Source organism: Paraburkholderia fungorum (assembly GCF_046027605.1).
Lineage (GTDB): Bacteria > Pseudomonadota > Gammaproteobacteria > Burkholderiales > Burkholderiaceae > Paraburkholderia > Paraburkholderia fungorum_F.
Genome location: NZ_JAQQEF010000032.1, coordinates 1 through 18,392, shown reverse-complemented (window position 1 = coordinate 18,392; position 18,392 = coordinate 1). Strand labels below are relative to the sequence as shown.

The following is an 18,392-nucleotide window of genomic DNA, read 5'->3' as shown; positions in this document are numbered from 1 at the left end:
GATGAGCGACGCCGTCGACCTGAATCCGTCGTCACGCCAACCCGCCGAGCCCGTGCGCCCCTTGCCGGTAGGCAGCGCGGGCGAGCGTTCGGGTGGCTGGTGGGGTTGCCTCACGTTGATCGTTACCGAAGGCGCACTGTTCGGTTATTTGATCTTTTCGTATCTGTATCTGGCCACGCTCAGTGCGCAACATTGGCCACCCGAGGGGCTCCCGAAAGTAGGGCTCGGCATCGCGAACACCGTCATTCTGCTGTCGAGCAGCGTGTTCGTCTGGCTATGCGAGCGTTGCGTGCGGCGCAGGCGTTTGCGCTGGGCGGTGGCGTCGATGGCGGTCGGGGTCGTGCTGGGCATCGTCTTCATGGGCATTCAGCTGGTCGAGTGGCACGATCATCCGTATGGCCTGACGACGCATCTTTATGGTTCGCTGTACTTCACGATCACCGGCTTTCATATGGCGCACGTGGCCGTCGGCATCGTCGTGTTGCTGTTTCTGCTGCTGTGGACCGCGCTCGGCTACTTCGACGAAAAACGCTGCGCCGCGCTGACGATCGGTGGGTTGTACTGGCATTTCGTCGACATCGTGTGGCTGTTCATTTTCAGCACGTTGTATCTGACGCCTTATCTGTTCAAGGAGCGGTGATGGCCGGGGAGATGGAACCGCGGCTCGGCGCGAAGGCACATGACGGACCCCATCCGGCGTGGTGGCGCGTGCTGATTGGCCTGCTGGCGAGCGGGCTGCTTGCAGCTAGCGTGGCGTTGGCGAGCAGTGTTACGAATGGCACCGCAAACAACAACACAAGCAACAACACAATCAACAACGTGAGCCCCGTCCCCAACGCCCCTGCTGGTCCCGATGCCGCCCAGATCGCCCGCGGCGCCTATCTTGCCAAGGCCGCGGACTGCGCCGGCTGCCACACGGCCGCACCGCGCGTGACCCAGCCGGGCGCCGCGCCGACGCTGGCCCCGCCATTCGCCGGCGGCCTCGGCATGGCCTCGCCGTTCGGCACCGTCTACTCGTCGAACATCACGCCAGACCCGCAGGCGGGCATTGGCCGCTATAGCTATGACGACTTCGCACGGGCCTTGCGCGACGGTGTTGCGCGTGGCGGCAAGCGTCTCTATCCGGCGATGCCGTACCCGTCCTTTGCGAAGATCGACGATGCGGACATGCACGCGCTCTACGCGTACTTCATGCACGGTGTGCAACCGGTGGCGACGCCCGCGCCGCCGACCAGACTGCCGTTCCCATTCAACCAGCGCTGGGCGCTCATGTTCTGGGACTGGCTGTTCGCGCCGAGTGGCCCATTCAAACCCGAAGCCGGGCGTGACGCGCAATGGAATCGCGGTGCGTACCTCGTGCAGTCGCTCGGCCATTGCGGCGCGTGTCACACGCCGCGTGGACCTGCCTATGAGGAACGCGGTTACACTGAAGCAAGCTCGCTCTATCTGACCGGCGGCACCAACGACCACTGGTTCGCGCCGAACCTCACCGCCGACCCGGGCTCAGGCCTTGGCCGAACTTCTGCCGCTGACCTTGCCGCCTTCCTGAAGCATGGCCATGGCGGCGGACTGGTGACATTCGGCAGCATGGTGCAAGTGGTGGAAGACAGCACGCAATATCTGAACGACGCCGACCTCGCGGCAATCGCCGCCTATCTGAAAAGCCTGCCGCCGCGTGCGCAGAGCGGCCACTTCAACGCCCGATCGCGCGCCGCCCAGCAGAGCGTGCAGGCCTTGAAAACCGGCAACGTCGAACGGCCCGGTGCGGGTATCTACGCGACTTACTGCGCGCGTTGTCACCAGGCCGACGGCGCTGGCGTGCCGCAAAAATATCCGCGCCTCGTGGGTAACCCGGCGGTGTTGTCGCCGTCTGCCACGTCGCTGGTACGTCTGCTGGTGGAGGGCGGCGGCAGTCCGCATACGGATGCAGGTCCCGAGCCGCGCAAGATGCCGCCGTTCGCCGACCAGCTGACCGATAGCGAAATGGCGCACGTGTTGACCTTTATTCGAAATGCCTGGGGTAATGCAGCCGAGCCGGTGACCACGCGTGACGTGTCCAGCGTGCGCAGTGCATTGCACAAATAGCGCCGCCCGGCTGGCACCAAGGGCGGCTGTCTCCCATGGCCGAAGCGACAAAAGCGACGAAAGCGACAATCCGGGCATTGGCGAATCGTGAAGGTGAGCCGGTGTATCCTTTGAGCAGACCCATCGATACTTCTTACTATGAACGAGCTTGACGTCCATTCAGCCGGCAAAAATGGCGAGGCCGCCCCCGAGCCGCCCGCGCTCAGTGCCGCCGCGCCTGTCAAAGTCGATTACTGGGCGCTGGTCCAGTCGATCGAAGACTACGCAATTTTTCTGCTGGATCCCACCGGGCGTATCGTCAGCTGGAATGGCGGTGCGCGCAAGCTGACGGGCTACGCGGCGCACGAAATCATCGGTGAGCACTTCTCGCGTTTCTACACAGCCGAAGCCGTGGCGCGCGCCTGGCCCGCTTACGAGTTGCAGCAGGCCGCGCTCACCGGCCGCTTCGAGGACGAAGGCTGGCGGGTTCGCAATGACGGCACGACCTTCTGGTCGAATGTGGTCATCACGGCGGTGCGCGACGAGGCGGGTGTGCTGACGGGCTTCGCCAAGATCACGCGCGATCTGACCGCGCAGCGCGATTACGTGGAAGCGTTGCGGCAAAGCGAGGAGCGCTTCCGCTTGCTGGTCGACAACGTGAAAGACTACGCGATTTTCATGCTCGATCCGGACGGTTGCATAGTGAGCTGGAATGCGGGCGCCGCGCGCATCAAAGGCTATACGCGCGACGAAATCGTCGGCCGGCATTTTTCGACTTTCTATACGCGCGAAGAAGCGGCCGCCGGCAAGCCCGCGCGCGAACTGGCGATCGCGAAGCAGCTCGGCCGGGTCGAAGACGAAGGCTGGCGGGTGCGCAAGGACGGCACGACCTTCTGGGCCAACGTCAACATCACCGCCGTGTACGACGAAACGAACCGCTTGCGTGGCTTCGCCAAGGTCACGCGCGATCTGACCGAGCGCCGTGAGCGCGAAGAGCTGGAGCGTTCCGGCGAGCGCATGCGCAAGTTTCTCGCGACCCTCGCCCACGAGTTGCGCAATCCGCTTGCACCGGTGCGCAACGCGATCGGCGTGATGCAACTCGAAGCGGGCGTGAGCCCCACATTGGCGCGCTCACGCGATCTGATCGACCGTCAGGTCACGCACCTCACACGTCTCGTCGACGATCTGCTCGACGTCGGCCGCATCATGTCGGACAAGGTCGAGCTGCGGCTTGCGCGCGTCGATCTGGCCGAAGTGGTGGCGCGCGCGATCGAATCGGCGCGGCCGTTTACCGATTCGCGAGAGCAGAGCGTGGCAACCCATATGCCGGCCAAGCCGCTGATCGTCGAGGGCGACATGACGCGGCTCGTGCAGGTGCTGCAAAACCTGTTGCACAACGCGTCGAAGTTTTCGCCAACCAGCAGCTGCATCGAGATCTTCGGGCGGGTCGAACACCAGATGGCTGTGCTGGAAGTGCGCGACCACGGCTGCGGCATTCCCGTGCGTGCGCTCGATTCGATCTTCGAATTGTTCGCGCAGGAAAAGCATGGGCAAAGCCTCGGCGAAGGCGGTCTCGGCATCGGCCTCACGTTGTGTAAATCGCTGGTCGAATTGCATGGCGGCAGTATTATCGCGACTAGCGAGGGAGAGGGCTGCGGTAGTGCGTTCACGCTCAGTTTGCCGTTTGCCGCGGCGCTTCCCGACGCGCAGACCAATCAGGACGGCATGGCGGGAAACGCGGTGGCGCCGCTGCGTATTCTGCTGGTGGACGACAATCGCGACTCCGCCGACAGCCTTGCCATGCTGCTCGAACTCAAAGGCCACGAAGTCCGCATTGCCTACGACGGCCCACAGGCCCTCGATGTTGCGCCGCGCCTCGTGCCGGACCTCGCCGTGATCGACCTCGCGATGCCCAAAATGGACGGTTACGCGACGCTCGCAGCATTGCAACAGATACCTGCGCTGGCTGACACGCTGTTCGCTGCGATGACCGGCTTCGGTCACGCCAGCGATCGCGAACGCACGCAAGCGGCTGGTTTTCACAGCCATCTCGTCAAGCCGGTGGAGCTCGCGCTGTTCGAAGCGTTGCTGGAGCAGGTGGAAGGGCGGCGCCGGGAGCGCAGTCACCGCTGACGGCGAGCTCGCGCTTCCTTCATACAGGAGCGCTGCGGGCCGTCTTCGATACGTCATAACCCCTGAATTATTGCGGCGTGTCCAGGTCTTCCAGACCTGCGGCACGCCGCTTGCTGTTTGTTTGCACGCGCTGCGGCTATCGAAAGTCCGCGCGCATAGATCGAACAGCTTCAGGGAGGCACGATGCTCGATACGCGTGATCGTGCGGCCGGCGTGAGTGCGCCGCCGCCGGAAGGAATTGGCAATACCCGCGGCAGTAACGGCGACAGTACCCGGGACAGTACCCGCACTCGCGATCCGTATGCGGCCCTCGCCGCGCAGCAGGCTATGCCTTCTGCGGGGTCGCTTGAAGATTTTCTGCACGGCACGCATTTCGATGCGGCTGACCCCGCCGTGCTGCGCGACGTGTTGCACGCGCTGATTCAACGCGGCTACGACCGTTCGCCCTTCGTGCCCTTGCCCGGGCACGGGCAGACGTTGGCGCGCTGGCGCGCTCTCGCCGCGGTTGCGGCGTGTGATCTGGGTCTCGTCAAACTGTTCGAAGGCCATACCGATGCGCTGGCGATTCTCGCCGAGCTGCGCGGTCCCACGCCTCCGGTGGAGAGCCGCTGGGGGGTGTGGGCCGCGGAGCCGCCTGATGCGCGTGTGCAGGCCAGCAAACGCTCGACGCGTAGCGACGCGACTCGCACGGACGATCCCGCGCAACTCTATCTGAGCGGCACAAAAGCCTGGTGCTCAGGCGCGGCCGTAGTGAGTCACGCGCTCATCACGGCATGGCTCGACGACGAACCCGTGCTTGCCGCCGTAGCGATGGATCACGCGTCTATTTCGGTCGATGCGTCGAAGTGGCAAGCAGTCGGCATGCAGGCCACCGCCAGCGCCGACGTCACCTTCACTCAGACGCCGGCCACCCTCGTGGGCGCGGCCCATGCCTATGTGCGCCGGCCGGGCTTCTGGCATGGCGGCGCCGGCATTGCCGCGTGCTGGTACGGCGCCGCCGCGCAAATCGGCCGGACGTTGCGCGAAGCATCCACGCAACGGGCCGACGCGCATCGCTTCGCGCACCTCGGCGCGGTCGAGGTCGCTTTAGCGGGCGCCGCCGCGGTGCTGCGCGAAACCGCCGCTCATATCGACGCGAATCCCCACGCCGACTCGCAGCGTGAAGCCATGCGCGCCCGTCTCATCGTTGAAGAAGCCGCCACGGCGGTGATGAATCACGCGACGCGCACACTTGGCGCCGGCCCGCTATGCCGCGATGCGCGCTTCGCGCGGGCGCTGGCGGATCTGCCGGTGTTCTTGCGGCAAAGCCATGCCGAACGCGATCTTGCCGCGCTCGGCGAATTGACCGTCAAGGTAAACGACGAGCGCGACGCCGCTGCCGGAGGTGCGCCTTGGATGCTCTGACACGATACAGGGAGGGCCGCTGACATGTCCTCCGCAGCGATGTACTTCGATGAACTCTACAAAAGCAGCGACGATCCGTGGAATCTGCGTGAAGGCTGGTACGAGCGCCGCAAGCGTTCGCTCACGCTTGCGCTGCTGCCACGTCCGCGCTATCGCAACGCGTTCGAGCCCGGCTGCGCGAACGGCGAACTGACGGCCGAACTGGCGACCCGCTGCGACGCGCTGCTCGCCGCCGATCTGCACGAGACAGCGGTGCGTCTTGCGCGCGAACGGGTTGCCGGCATGCCGCAGGTTCGCGTCGAACAGCGCACGGTGCCGCTGCAATGGCCGGTTGATACGGGACCGTTCGATCTGATCGTGATCAGCGAATTTGCCTATTACCTCGATTCAGCCGACCTCGAAACGCTGGCCGCGCGAATCGCCGCCTCGCTCACGACGGACGGCACGCTGCTCGCCTGCCACTGGCGCCGTCCGTTTGCCGAAGCGCTCGAATCCGCCGACACCGCCCACGCATTGTTCGACGCGCGCTGCGGTCTGTCGCGTCTCGCGCATCACGACGAAGCCGATCTGCTGATCGACGTATGGTCGCGCGATGCGCGTTCGGTGGCACAACGCGAGGGGCTTCTATGATCGGCGTGATCGTTCCGGCGCATAACGAAGAGGCGTTGCTGGCGCCTTGTCTGGCCGCGTTGATCGAAGCCTCGCGGCACGCCGATCTAGCCGGTGAAGCGGTGCGGATCGTCGTCGTGCTCGACGCCTGCAACGATTTTTCCGGGGCGATCGCGCGTGCTTACGGGGTCGAGACATTGACGCTGAAGGCGCGCAATGTCGGCATCGCGCGTGCGGCGGGCGCGGATTTCCTGCTGGCCGATGGCGCTCGCTGGCTTGCCTTCACCGATGCCGACAGCCGCGTGTCGCCGGGCTGGCTGGTCGCGCAGTTGTCGCTGGACGCGGACGCGGTATGCGGCTCGATTGCCGTCGACGATTGGACCGCGCATCCGCACAGCGTGCGCGAATATTTTCGCAAGACCTATGTGGACGCGGATGGCCACCGTCATGTGCACGGCGCGAATCTCGGCGTCTCAGCCGAGGCATATCGACGGGCGGGCGGTTTTCCACCGCTCACGTGCAGCGAAGACGTGGCCCTGGTGGACCGCCTGATCGCGATCGGCGCTCGCATTGCATGGAGCGCCGCGCCGCGCGTGATCACGAGCGCGCGCACGGCGACCCGCGCTCGCGGCGGTTTCGGCGACACGCTTGCCGCATGGGCGACGGGCTGACCACCCTCGGCCTATCCTTAGCCTATCCGTGGCCTATTCTCGACCTAGCCCCGGCCGCCTCGCGAAATTTCTTCACCGGCGCGATGCGGCATACGCAACGTGACCGGAATCGACGCGAACGAGCACAAACCCACCACCAGAAACGCGGGCCAGAAATCCGACCACATGATGCCCGGATGGCCTTGCAGCACGCGCGAAATCTGCAGCACGATACCGCCCACCGTCACACCCAGGCCGAGCGACATCTGTTGCACGACGCTGCCGAGACTCGTTGCGCGCCCCACGTCGCGGGTGGCGATTTCCGCGTAAGTCAGCGAGTTGAGACTCGTGAATTGCAGCGCGGGGAAGAAGCCGCCGAGCAACACGACGAACCAGATGATCCAGGTCGGCGTGCCAGGGAAAAACAGTCCGCACGCCGCAATCGAAATCCCCGACAGCGCCGCGTTCACCACCAGCACCGAACGGAAGCCGAAGCGATGCAGCACGCGCGAGGCGACCGTGCGCATGAACATGCCGCCGAACGCGGACCCGCAAGTGATCAGGCCGGACTCGAATGCGCTCATGCCGTGTCCCTCCTGCAACATCAGCGGCAGCAAAAACGGCAATGCGCCGAGACCGATACGAAACAGCGAGCCGCCGAGCACGCTCGCCTGAAACGTCGGTACCTTGAAAAAGCGCAGGTCGAGCAGCGGGAGTTTGACGCGTTGGGCGTACGCGACATAGCCCGCGAGCAGCACTGCGCCGCTCGCGCACATGCCGAACGCGTCCCGATTCGAAATGAGTTCCCCGCCGACCAGCGACAGTCCGAGGAGCAGCAATACCGCGCCGGCGGCCGACAGAAAAAAGCCGATCCAGTCGAGCGGCCCCGGGTCGGGCTCGCGTGTGTTGGCGATGTGCCGGTTGGTCAGATAGATACCGAGAATGCCGATCGGCACATTGATGAAAAAAATCAGACGCCAGTGCAGATAGGTGGTGATGAAGCCGCCAAGCAGCGGGCCGGCGGCCGGTCCGAGCATCGCGGGTACGCTCAGATAGTTCATCGCGCGGATGAAGTCCACTTTTTCGACCACGCGGAAGATGATGATCCGCCCGACCGGCACCATCATCGCGCCGCCGACGCCTTGCACGAAACGGGCGAGGGTAAAGGTAGCCAGCGAATTCGACGCGGCGCACAGGAGCGAGCCGGTCACGAAGATGCCGATCGCCGTGCGGAATACCGTGCGCGCGCCGAAACGGTCCGCGAGCCAGCCGCATACGGGGATAAAGACCCCGAGACCCAGCACGTAGCTCGTCACCGCGATTTTCAGCGTGACCGGATCGCGCCCAAAATCGCGTGCCATGGCGGGCAAGGCAGTGACGATCACATTGGCATCGACGCTTTCCATGAACATCGCGCAGGCGACGATGAGGGGGGCAATCAGGGCTTTCTGGACGACGGTCATGAGGGGCGGGGCAGTCCGCGGCGAATGGTCGCAGGCAAAGCGGTCATTATTGCACCTGTACGGTGCGGATGGTTAATAGTGCAGCGCCCGATGCAACCCCTTTTCGAGATTACATAGGTCGCGGATGTGGCCGTGACACAACACCCTGGCGCATTCTTGATATTTGTTGCAGTGCGGCGGGAGAAGGCTATAATCGGGTTATTGCCTAGGTATAAACCCTATAAAGGAGTCCGCCATGAACACCGCTTCCAACGCCGCTACTGCCCGCACCGCACCCGCCGCCGCTAACACCACGTGGCTGGGCAAGCTCCGCGCGCTGGCTTTGCACGCGCTGAACCTGCATCTGCAAAACTGCGCTGTGCTGGCTGAAGCACACCGCCGCCCGCAGTAAGCATTGCATCCCGGCCGCGTCCTTTAGCGGCCCGGAATCTCGAACACCAGGCAGGTCGTCGTCGCATGCGCGTAGAGCGTGCCGTCCGGGCCGACAAGGCGAGCTTCCGCCGTCGCCAGTTGCCGTCCGCAGTGAATCACTCTGCCTTCCGCGCGCACGCGCGGCACGCGCGGCGTCACCGCTTTGACGTAATTCACGCTGAGCTCGGCGGTGGTGTAGCCGCGGCCTGCCGGCATCATCGTGTGGACCGAGCAACCTAGCGCGGAATCGAGCAAGGTAGCCATCCAGCCGCCATGCACCGTGCCCAGCGGATTCAGATGCTGGGCGAGCGGCGTGCCCTGAAACACCGCATGCCCCGCGCTGACTTCGACGATTGTGAAGTCGAGTGTGCGTGCAATCGCGGCGTAGGGCAGTTCCGCGTTCATCATCGCCTGCATCACTTCCAGACCGGTCTTGCCCGCTACCTGTTCGGGGCTGGCGACACCGGGACCCGGCCCGGCGTTTAGTGCCGCCAATACTTCCTGCTCGCGTGCGAGCCAGCGTTCGAGTTGATTTTCGTTCGTCAATCCGTGTCTCCTGTCCTGAGGGAAGCGTGCTTCGAAATCGATGCATCGTCATCGATTAGAGCATCAAACCGCTTCAGGGCGCGTGGAGGGCGGCCTCTGGATCGCCGGCATGCGTAGCGCCGTCTCGCTCGCAATAAGGCTCGGATCGTCCGTGCGTCACTCGCCGATACGTGAGGCCTGCAGCCGCTGCACCCTGGTCGCTCGCGCGGACAACGCGCTCATCAGCAGCACGCTCGACACCCCGCCGACCCGATATCCCCATCTCGCTGCAATAAGCGTTTAGACTTCGACCCCCGGTCGGGCGCAGCAGTCCGCACCTGGCACGACCGTCCAGATCGGCAATATCGACCGTTTAATCCACGCGTATGGCTCTGTCAGGCCGCGAAGCGCATTAGCCGCCCATGGCGCTCCAGGTTAAAACCCGATGAATTGGCTGACACTGTCAACCTTTTCCACACATTGCCGTTATCTATTCGTAATCGCTGAAGTAAGGCGATGCCGTGGCAGACGATCCGTCGCCGCGACAGCTCCCTGCAAGGCCCGCATTGACCATGTTCCACCGATATAACAATAAATTCGACCGGCCAGGCGCGATGTTCGACCGTGTATCGAAGACGCCTGGCAAACGGAGCATCCTCTCGCCCGTACTCGCGCTCGTTATTTGCGGGTTGCTGCTGGTCGTCTTGCAACATCTCTCGCAAGCGGTCGACTATCGCTCGGTGATAGGCCAACTGCGGCGCCTGACGGCGGGCGAGTGGACCGCGGCGCTCGGCGCGACCGTGCTCAGCTATATCGCGCTGGTGGGCCGCGACGCAGTCGGCTTGCGTTATCTGGGCGCCGCGGTGCCGCGCGCGGCACTATGGATCGGCGCGACCGCGGGCTCCGCGCTCGGCAACGCGACCGGCTTCGGCGCCCTGACGGGCGGCGCCGTGCGCGCGCGCGTCTATGGCGTGTCGAACGTCACGCCCGCACAGGTCGGCCGCATGACCGTGTTCACAAGCGTTTCGCTGGCGCTCGCGCTGGTGTTGATGAGCGCGCTCGGCATGGTGTGCGTCGCCGGCCCGCTTGCGACGATGCTGCATCTGCCGCCGCTCACGTTGCGCTGGTGCGGCGCGGCGTTGCTCATCGTGCTTGGACTTGCGGCTGCCGCTTGCCGCCGCGACGCCCGCCCGATTCGCACGCGCTGGGAGTGGCTCGCGTTCGATATTCCGGCGCGCCGCGATCTGCTCGCGCAAGTGGCCCTCGCCGTACTCGACGTGGTGGCCGCGGGCCTCGCGTTATGGGCGCTGCTGCCGCATGCGAACGTCAGCTTCGTGACCTTCATCACCGTGTATGCCGCCGCCATGCTGCTCGGCATGATCGGCCACACGCCGGGCGGTGTCGGCGTGTTCGAAGCGGCCATGGTGTTCACGCTGAACGGCAGTGTACAGACCCATCAGATGGTGGCGGCGCTGCTCGCGTATCGCGCGATTTACTTCGGTGTCCCGCTGATCGTTTCGGCGGCGCTGCTTGCCGGCTTCGAAGGCCGCGCGCTGAAAAGCCGGCTGCCGCTGCGGCACGCGGCAGGCGCATATAAACTCGCCCCGCTGTTTCTGAGCCTCGTGACTTTCGTGGTCGGCGGCATGCTGGTGATTTCCAGCGCGACGCCCGCGTTCTGGCAACGCATTCTGATTTTGCGCGACATGCTGCCGCTGTGGGTGCTCGAAAGTTCGCAGATGCTGTGCAGCGTGCTCGGCGTGCTGCTGTTGTTCGTCGCGCGCGGCTTGCTGCGGCGTCTGGATGCGGCGTGGTGGATGACCTTGCTGCTGGCGGTGCTGAGCCTCGCGCTGTCGCTGACCAAAGGCCTGGCATTCGTGGAAGCGGGCGTACTCGGCATGCTGATCGCGTTGCTGCTGTCCACGCGGCGCCGTTTCAACCGTCATTCGTCGCTGTTTGCCGAGCGCTTTACGGCGAGCTGGCTGATCTCGGTGGCGATGGTTCTCGCGCTCGCCGTATGGGTGATGCTGTTTGCGTTCCGCGACGTGCCGTACACGCGCGACCTGTGGTGGCAATTCGCTTTCGACGAACGCGCACCGCGTGCATTGCGCGCGACGCTGGCCGCGAGCCTGTTCGCCGCGATTTTCTCGTTCTGGCAGTTGCTGCGCCCGGCGGCGGGCCGCTTCGTGATCCCGCCTCCGCAAGATCTGCAAGACGCGGCGCGTATCGTCCGCGCGCAGGAGCGCAGCGACGCCGGTCTCGCGCTGATGGGCGACAAGAGCTTCCTCTTTTCCGAGTCGCGTCAGGCCTTCCTGATGTATGCGAAAAACGGCCGCACGTGGGCCGCGCTGCACGATCCGGTCGGTCCGCGCGAAGAATGGGCCGGCTTGATCAGCAAGTTCGTCGCGCTCGCGCACGCGCACGGCGGCCGCGCCGCGTTCTATCAGGTGCGCGCCAACGCCTTGCCGCTCTATCTCGACGCCGGCCTCACGCTGATGAAGCTTGGCGAGGAAGCCCATGTCGTGCTCGACGATTTCGACCTGAAGGGCTCGCATCGCGCGCATCTTCGCTATGCGTTAAAGCGTGGCGAGCGTGACGGCTTTAGCGTCGAAGTGATCGATCAGGCCAATGTGCCGGCGTCGCTCGAAACGCTGCGTGAAATTTCGGACGGCTGGCTCGACAGCCGGGACGCGCGTGAAAAGAGTTTCTCGGTGGCCGCGTTTACCGACGAGTATCTCGCCGCGCAATCGGTGATGCTGGTGCGCCAGAACGGCGAGCCGGCCGCTTTCGTGACCTTCATGACAACCGATATGAACACCGAGGCGACGGTCGGCGTGATGCGGCATGTGGAAAGCGCGTCGCCGTATGCGATGGAATATCTGTTCACCCAACTCGCGCTGCATCTGAAGCAGGCGGGTTTTCGCTCGCTCAGTCTGGGCATCGCGCCGCTCTCCGGCATGCAGCCGACGCCGCTCGCGTCGCGCTGGCATCGGCTGGCGGGGATCGTGTGGCGCTTCGGCGGCCACTTCTATAACTTCCGCGGACTGCGCGCTTTCAAGAGCAAGTTCCAGCCGCATTGGGAGCCGCGCTATCTCGCGGCGTCGGGTTCGATGGGCGTGTTCTTCACGCTCGCGGACCTGTCATTGCTGGCGGGAGGCCGGCGTTCATGATATTGCATTCGTGTTTCAAGCTCGCCGTGGCGGCGAGCCTCGTGCTTGGCAGCGCCGCTGCTTTTGCCACGACGACTACCGTAGCGGGCGGCCGTTATGGCGACGTGACGGTGACGCAACCCACCGGCCCGTTGCGCGGCTTTGTGGTGCTTTACTCGGGGGCGACCGGCTGGAGTGCGGCCGATCAGCAAACTGCCGATGCGCTCGCCAAGGCCGGCGCGTTGACCGTCGGCGTGGATACGGCGCGCTACGCGGCCAATCTGGGCGCGAAAAAAGAAGCCTGCCATCAACTGGTGGGCGATGCTGAAGCCTTGAGCCATCAACTCGAACGGCAATCGCAATCGAGCCGCTATTTCGCACCGATCGTCGCGGGTACCGGCCAAGGCGCGACGCTCGCCATGCATGTGCTCGAACAGGCGCCGTCGAATACGGTGGCCGGCGCGGTCTCGGTGGATGCCGAGCGCAATCTGGACGCACGTTTTCAACCGTGCCCGCCGGACCCGACGATCATCCGCGACAAGGTGCCGGGCTTCGTCGAAAAGGCGGCGCCGGGCAATGGCGATCGCACGCGGCTCGTCGCGCTGGTCACGCCGCATTTGCAGACGGCCTCGACGAACGATGACGACGTCTCCGATCTGCCGCTGATCGAATTGCCGGCAGTGCATCCGAACGGCCTGATGGCCATCGTGATTTCCGGCGACGGCGGCTGGCGCGATCTCGACAAGACCATCTCGCTCGCGTTGCAGAAAGACGGCGTGTCGGTGATCGGCATCGACAGCCTGCGTTATTTCTGGAGCGAAAAAACCCCCGCGCAGACGAGCCGCGATCTCGCCCGCGTGATGCAGACCTACGGGGCGCGCTGGCATGCGGAGCACATTGCGCTGGTCGGCTATTCGTTCGGCGCCGACGTGATGCCGTTCGCCTATAACCGTCTGCCTGAAGCGCTGCGCGCGAAAGTGTCGCTGATCGCGCTGCTCGGCTTCGCGCCCGACGCCGATTTCCAGATCCGCGTGGGCGGCTGGCTTGGCATGCCGGCGAGCGATAAGGCCTTGAAGGTGCAGCCCGAATTAACGCGCGTGCCACCCGCGATCGTGCAGTGTTTCTACGGCGAGAACGAGAAAGACACCTTGTGTCCGGCGCTCACCCGGACCGGCATCACGGTGATTCGCACGTCGGGCGATCATCACTTCGGCGGCGACTACAACGCGCTGGAGCAGCGCATTCTCGGCGCTTTCAGGAAGGCAAGCGGCGTGCAGGATTGATACGCCGCATGGCGTGTGACGCGAAGGGCCATATCATCCCGCGCGCGGCGGGCGGCCCGGCGTCTTTTCATTCGTCTGTTGAGAGCGGTATCGCACATATATTGGTCTCACGGGCCTCTATGATTCTTACGAAGACCTGACGACAGTCTCCTCATACGTTTTGGGTGTGGAGGCGGTTTTGCTGGCGTGTCGTCCGTGAATCTCTCAAGTGAAATTTTCCTGCGATAACGCAGCGCGTCGCCGGGTAGCTCCGCTGCCTGGCCGTGTGCTCCCGGCATGACTGGCAACTGCTCGCGCGCCGTTCAGGGCACGCCGATGCGAGTCTGGTGCGATGCCCAACGGACCGAGGCCGTGAATGCTGGATTCCTTCTTCTTCGAAACTGCCGCGAGCGAGCCGGATAGTCCCGCGCTGTGGGTCGATGAACGACTCTATTGTTATGACGAAGTCGCCGTGCGGGCGCGCCGGATCGCCGCTGACGTAACGGCCGCGATGCCGGCCGGCCGGCCCGGGCGCTGCCTGCTGTTCGCGCATCGCAGCGTGGCCGCTTATGCGGGGCTGCTAGGGATTCTCAAGGCCGGCTTCGCCTATGTGCCGCTCAATCCGCTCGTACCCGCCGCGCGCATCGCCGCCGTGATCGAGCAGTCGGGCGCGCCGCTGTTGCTGGTCGATCGGCGTTGCGCCGCGTTGCTTGACGAAGTGTTGGCGCTGCTTGACGACTGTCCGCTGATTTTGCTGCTCGACGATGAAAGCGAGGCGGACGCCGGAGCTGCTCAGGGCGCTCAAGACACTCAAGACACTCAAGGCACTCAAAGCACTCAAAGCACTCAAGGCACTCAAGACACTCAGGAGACGAACGCCACGCGCACTGATTCAGCCTTCTGCGCGGACGGCCTGAAGAGTTTGCCTTCCGAGCCAGGCGTTACGGAATCACGAAGCCCTCGCGCACCGCGCGATCTCGCTTACATCCTTTTCACGTCGGGGTCGACCGGCGCGCCCAAAGGCGTGCCGATTTCGCACGCGAACGCTGACGCCTACGTAGCGGGGCAACTGCACACGCTGGGCAGGCTGCCTGGCGCGCGCTATGCGCAATTGTGCGAGCTCACTTTCGATCCGTCGGTACATGACATGTTCGTGTGCTGGGCAAACGGCGGCTGCCTGTATGTACCGAAGACCGTCGAGCCGATCTACAACTGGGCCTTCATCAAGCAGCACGCGATCACGCATTGGAGCAGCGTGCCCTCGGTGGCCGGTTTCATGCAGCAGTTTCGCAAACTGGGGCAGAACGAATTTCCGGGCATGCGGGTGACGATCTTCGGCGGCGAGCCGTTGCCGCGCTTACTGGTAGAGGCGTGGCGGCGCGCCGCGCCGAACAGCCGGGTGCTGAACATGTACGGGCCGACCGAAACCACGGTGGCCTGCGCGGCATTCGAAGTCACGGCGGAATTTCTCGACGGTTCCCAGCACGCGGTCATGCCGCTCGGCGGTGCATTGCCGGGGATGGAACTGCTGATCGTCGACGCCGCGTTAAAGCCGGTCGTGCCCGGCGCAAGCGGCGAACTGCTGATCGGCGGCCCTCAGGTGGCCGCGGGCTATCTGTCGGCGGACGAGCCCGGCAATCGCCGCTTTGTTTCGATGACGTATCCCGGCTATAGCTCGTCGCGCTGGTACCGAAGCTCGGACGCCGCGCGTGAAGCAGCCGGGCAGGGCATCGTGTTTCAAGGACGGCTGGACACGCAGCTCAAAATTCGCGGCAACCGGATCGAGCTCGAAGAAGTCGAGCACGTCGTCCGGACATGCAGCCAGACGGCGCTCTGCGCGGTGGTCGCCTGGCCCGTCGACGAAGCGGGCCAGGCTTGCGGCCTGATCGCCTTCGTGACGAACGCCCAAGGCAGCGCTGTGCAGATTCTGCAGGCGTGCCGTCAGCGGCTGCCTGCGTACGCCGTGCCGCAACGAGTCGTGACGCTCGACGTGTTGCCGCTCAACGCGAACGGCAAGATTGACAGGAAGGCGCTCGCCGAACGGTGTGCAAGCGGCGACCTGGTCACCTGACAGGCCGAACGACACGATGCTTTGGATGATTTAAGAGTTGCTTCAAACGCTGAAAATTTTTTGGAAGCAGGGACTATGGAGATCGGGCCAGGTAGGGGCCAGGACGGGCCAGGTACAAGCCAAGTACAAGCCAAGTACAAGCCAAGTAAAAGCACCAGGTAAAAGCACCAAGTAAAAGCGGCACATCCCTGCATGTTCTCGATGCATCGATGTCTTGCGTAAAAATTCAGGTATCGGGGGTATCAAATGAAAGATCATGTGCGCAGCATTCTTCGGGAGACCGCCTGTCTCGACGTGCCGGTCGACACGCTCGGCGACAATGACGATCTCTACGCGGCGGGGTTATCGTCGCTCGGCGCGGTCCGCGTGATGATGGCCATCGAAGAGAACTTCGTGATCGAAATTCCAGGCGCGCTGATTACGCACGATCTGTTTCTGAGCATCGATTCGCTCGCAAGCACGATTGCGCGAATCGTGCCGGAAGAGTCGCTCGCGTTGCGAACTTGACGTGGCGCCGCCGCGACCGATCATGACGAACCTTCCTACCATGAGGCCGGTTAGCTTCGACGGCTGTTTTGGATGGCTGCACCGGCCGTCGGGCGCTCAGTCCGCATTGGGGGTGGTGCTGTGCAACCCGTTCGGCTACGAGGCGCTGTGCGTTCATCGCGGCTGGCGCGAGTTCGCCGAGGCGCTCGCCGTGCGCGGCATGCCTGCTTTGCGCTTTGACTATCCCGGCACCGGCGACTCGAGCGGCTGCGAAGAAGATCCGCAGCGCCTGCGCGCATGGCTCGACAGCATCAAGGCGGCCGCGGCGTGGCTGCGTGCTGAAACCGGTGTGACGCGACTGAGTTTCTGTGGACTGCGTCTCGGCGCCACGCTCGCGGCGCTGGCCGCCGAAGAGCTCGGCGGTGTCGAAAATCTTGTGCTGCTGGCGCCGGTGAGTTCGGGCAAGAGCTACATCCGTGAGTTGGAGATGCAGCATCAAAGCTGGCTCAGTGCGCAAATCGGACTCGAAAGCAGCCAGGACGCCGAGGCCGGACACACGGTCGGCGCACACGGATTCCGCCTCTATCCCGACACGCTCGAGTCTCTCGTGAATGTCGATCTCCAACTGCGTATGCAGCGTCCTGCGCGGCGCGTACTGGTGCAGGATCTGGGTGAGGGCGCGCGTGTGAAGCGGCTGGTCGCGCATTATCAGGCTCAGGGCGCGCAGGCGGATCTGCAGGTGTTCAGCGAATACGGCAAGTTCCTGCTTGATCCGCGCTACAGCGTGCCGCCGCGCCGCGGCTTCGACAGCGTGCTGGAATGGCTGGGCGCGAGCGCGCTCAGCGCGGGCGAGCCCGCAGCGGCGATCGTCGATTCGGGGGGCGCCGCGCGGATCGATTTCGCGGACGGCTGCGAGACGCCCGTGGTGTTCGGCGGCGGCCGCTATGTCGGCATATTCTGCCAACCGCGGCGCGCGCTCGACGGTGCGCCCGCTGTGTTGTTCGTCAATACGGGCGGCGTGCACCGGGTTGGCGATAGCCGGATTGCCGTGCTGATGGCGCGGCGCCTCGCGGCGCTTGGGATCGCGTCGTTGCGGATGGATCTCGGCGGTCTCGGCGATAGCGTTCGCCGTGACGACTCGCTCACGCTCGATATGGTGTATGCCCGGCACGCGGTGGCGGACGCCAAAGCCGGGGTCGATTGCCTCGCGGCGGCGGGCCATCCGAAGACCGTCATGTTCGGCGTATGCACGGGCGCTTATGTGAGCATGCATACGGCGCTCGCGCATGCTGGCGTGATTGGCTGCGCGTTGGTCAATCTGCCGTTTTTCGAGTGGGACGGCGCGCAAACGAAGCTCGGTACCCGGCACGTTGCGTCGAGTGGCGTTTATCGGCTTTCCATGCGCAATCCGCGCAAATGGCTGCGCCTGCTCACCGGCCGCGCGAACGGCCGCGCCATCATGACCGAACTCGCGCGACGCCTGTGCGCGCGCATCAGCGTGCGTGCCAGTACCGCGATCGAACGCCTGCTCGGCCGGCCGACGGCGGGTGGCGCGATCCGCAGACTCGCGCTGGAACTGGAGCGCAAGGGCGTACAAACCTCACTGATGTATGGCCCACTCGACGAGGGGCTGGACGAGCTGGCGATTCATTTTGGACCGAACGGCAACCAGCTTGGCAAGCTGAAGAACGTCAACGCGAAAGTGGTCGGCAAAGTCGACCATGCGCTTTTTTCGCATGCTGCGCGCGATGCGGTGATGGCGCAGTTCGATCTGTTCTTGCGCGAAAGAGTGCTCGGTGCGCGGCCTGATGGTGTCGCGCCGAAGTCCGGCTTGCGCGTCGCCCAGGCGCGGCAGTCTTGAGTTTTCGCATGGTTTGTGGCGTGCAGACAGGGATTGACAAAGCCCGTCAAGTCAACGAAGATCAAACGCATGAACTGCCTCGACATCCGTATTGCGCTGATTATTAGCACCATTCATCGAATGGTGGGCTAGCGCGCGTCTGATAGCAGTGACATCAACCCGCCCCACGAGGCGGGTTTTTTTATGTCCGCTTTCTACCTGCCTCCTGGTGACTTTCTTGTTGACTTGTTCTTGCCGCACAGGAGATTGCCTTGCCGTTACACGAGCTCAAACGGGCGGCCGTTGCCGCCGATAGCGTGGCATTGCG

General features: G+C 64.3%; 14 protein-coding genes. 12 read left to right on the top strand and 2 right to left on the bottom strand.

Features of this window, described 5'->3' with window-relative positions; translation table 11 throughout:
* Position 1: 1 nt before the first annotated feature.
* From PQR53_RS33615 to PQR53_RS33590, 6 genes are all read left to right on the top strand, one after another.
* A complete protein-coding gene (locus PQR53_RS33615; RefSeq protein WP_408464012.1) occupies positions 2-640 on the top strand; it encodes a cytochrome c oxidase subunit 3 in 639 nt (212 codons plus the stop codon).
* Entirely contained in the window at positions 640-2,085 is a 1,446-nt protein-coding gene (locus PQR53_RS33610; protein WP_408464009.1) for a cytochrome c, read from the top strand. The genes PQR53_RS33615 and PQR53_RS33610 overlap by 1 nt, the downstream gene beginning before the upstream one ends.
* A gap of 138 nt (positions 2,086-2,223) precedes the next feature.
* On the top strand, positions 2,224-4,197 hold the full coding sequence (locus tag PQR53_RS33605) for a PAS domain-containing hybrid sensor histidine kinase/response regulator (RefSeq protein ID WP_408464006.1): 1,974 nt from the start codon (positions 2,224-2,226) through the stop codon (positions 4,195-4,197).
* Positions 4,198-4,380: 183 nt separating this feature from the next.
* Positions 4,381-5,601 (top strand): acyl-CoA dehydrogenase family protein, encoded by a 1,221-nt coding sequence (locus tag PQR53_RS33600; protein ID WP_408464003.1) that lies wholly within the window; start codon positions 4,381-4,383, stop codon positions 5,599-5,601.
* Positions 5,602-5,625: 24 nt separating this feature from the next.
* Positions 5,626-6,231, top strand: a complete 606-nt coding sequence (locus PQR53_RS33595; protein WP_408464001.1) for a class I SAM-dependent methyltransferase — start codon at positions 5,626-5,628, stop codon at positions 6,229-6,231.
* A complete protein-coding gene (locus tag PQR53_RS33590) occupies positions 6,228-6,881 on the top strand; it encodes a glycosyltransferase family 2 protein (RefSeq protein WP_408463998.1) in 654 nt (217 codons plus the stop codon). Before PQR53_RS33595 ends, PQR53_RS33590 begins: the two co-directional genes overlap by 4 nt.
* A gap of 44 nt (positions 6,882-6,925) precedes the next feature.
* On the opposite strand, the gene PQR53_RS33585 is transcribed toward PQR53_RS33590, so the two are convergent.
* Positions 6,926-8,323, bottom strand: coding sequence for an MFS transporter (locus PQR53_RS33585; RefSeq protein WP_408463996.1), 1,398 nt, complete (start codon positions 8,321-8,323; stop codon positions 6,926-6,928).
* A 235-nt stretch (positions 8,324-8,558) separates the two neighbouring features.
* On the opposite strand from PQR53_RS33585, the gene PQR53_RS33580 reads away from it, so the two are divergent.
* Positions 8,559-8,714 (top strand): hypothetical protein, encoded by a 156-nt coding sequence (locus PQR53_RS33580; RefSeq protein ID WP_408463993.1) that lies wholly within the window; start codon positions 8,559-8,561, stop codon positions 8,712-8,714.
* 23 nt (positions 8,715-8,737) lie between these two features.
* Here the strand turns inward: PQR53_RS33580 and PQR53_RS33575 are convergent, their stop codons facing one another.
* Positions 8,738-9,280 (bottom strand): PaaI family thioesterase, encoded by a 543-nt coding sequence (locus PQR53_RS33575; RefSeq protein ID WP_408463990.1) that lies wholly within the window; start codon positions 9,278-9,280, stop codon positions 8,738-8,740.
* Between the two features lie 593 nt (positions 9,281-9,873).
* On the opposite strand from PQR53_RS33575, the gene mprF reads away from it, so the two are divergent.
* The 5 genes from mprF (at position 9,874) to PQR53_RS33550 (ending at position 18,085) form a co-directional block, all read left to right on the top strand.
* Entirely contained in the window at positions 9,874-12,426 is a 2,553-nt protein-coding gene (mprF, locus tag PQR53_RS33570) for a bifunctional lysylphosphatidylglycerol flippase/synthetase MprF (protein ID WP_408464188.1), read from the top strand.
* Positions 12,423-13,688, top strand: coding sequence for a virulence factor family protein (locus tag PQR53_RS33565; RefSeq protein ID WP_408463988.1), 1,266 nt, complete (start codon positions 12,423-12,425; stop codon positions 13,686-13,688). The genes mprF and PQR53_RS33565 overlap by 4 nt, the downstream gene beginning before the upstream one ends.
* A 355-nt stretch (positions 13,689-14,043) precedes the next feature.
* On the top strand, positions 14,044-15,738 hold the full coding sequence (locus PQR53_RS33560) for an AMP-binding protein (protein WP_408463985.1): 1,695 nt from the start codon (positions 14,044-14,046) through the stop codon (positions 15,736-15,738).
* A 246-nt stretch (positions 15,739-15,984) separates the two neighbouring features.
* Positions 15,985-16,245 (top strand): acyl carrier protein, encoded by a 261-nt coding sequence (locus PQR53_RS33555; RefSeq protein WP_408463982.1) that lies wholly within the window; start codon positions 15,985-15,987, stop codon positions 16,243-16,245.
* A 22-nt stretch (positions 16,246-16,267) separates the two neighbouring features.
* Positions 16,268-18,085 (top strand): esterase, encoded by a 1,818-nt coding sequence (locus PQR53_RS33550; RefSeq protein WP_408463979.1) that lies wholly within the window; start codon positions 16,268-16,270, stop codon positions 18,083-18,085.
* The last annotated feature ends 307 nt before the right edge of the window (positions 18,086-18,392 follow it).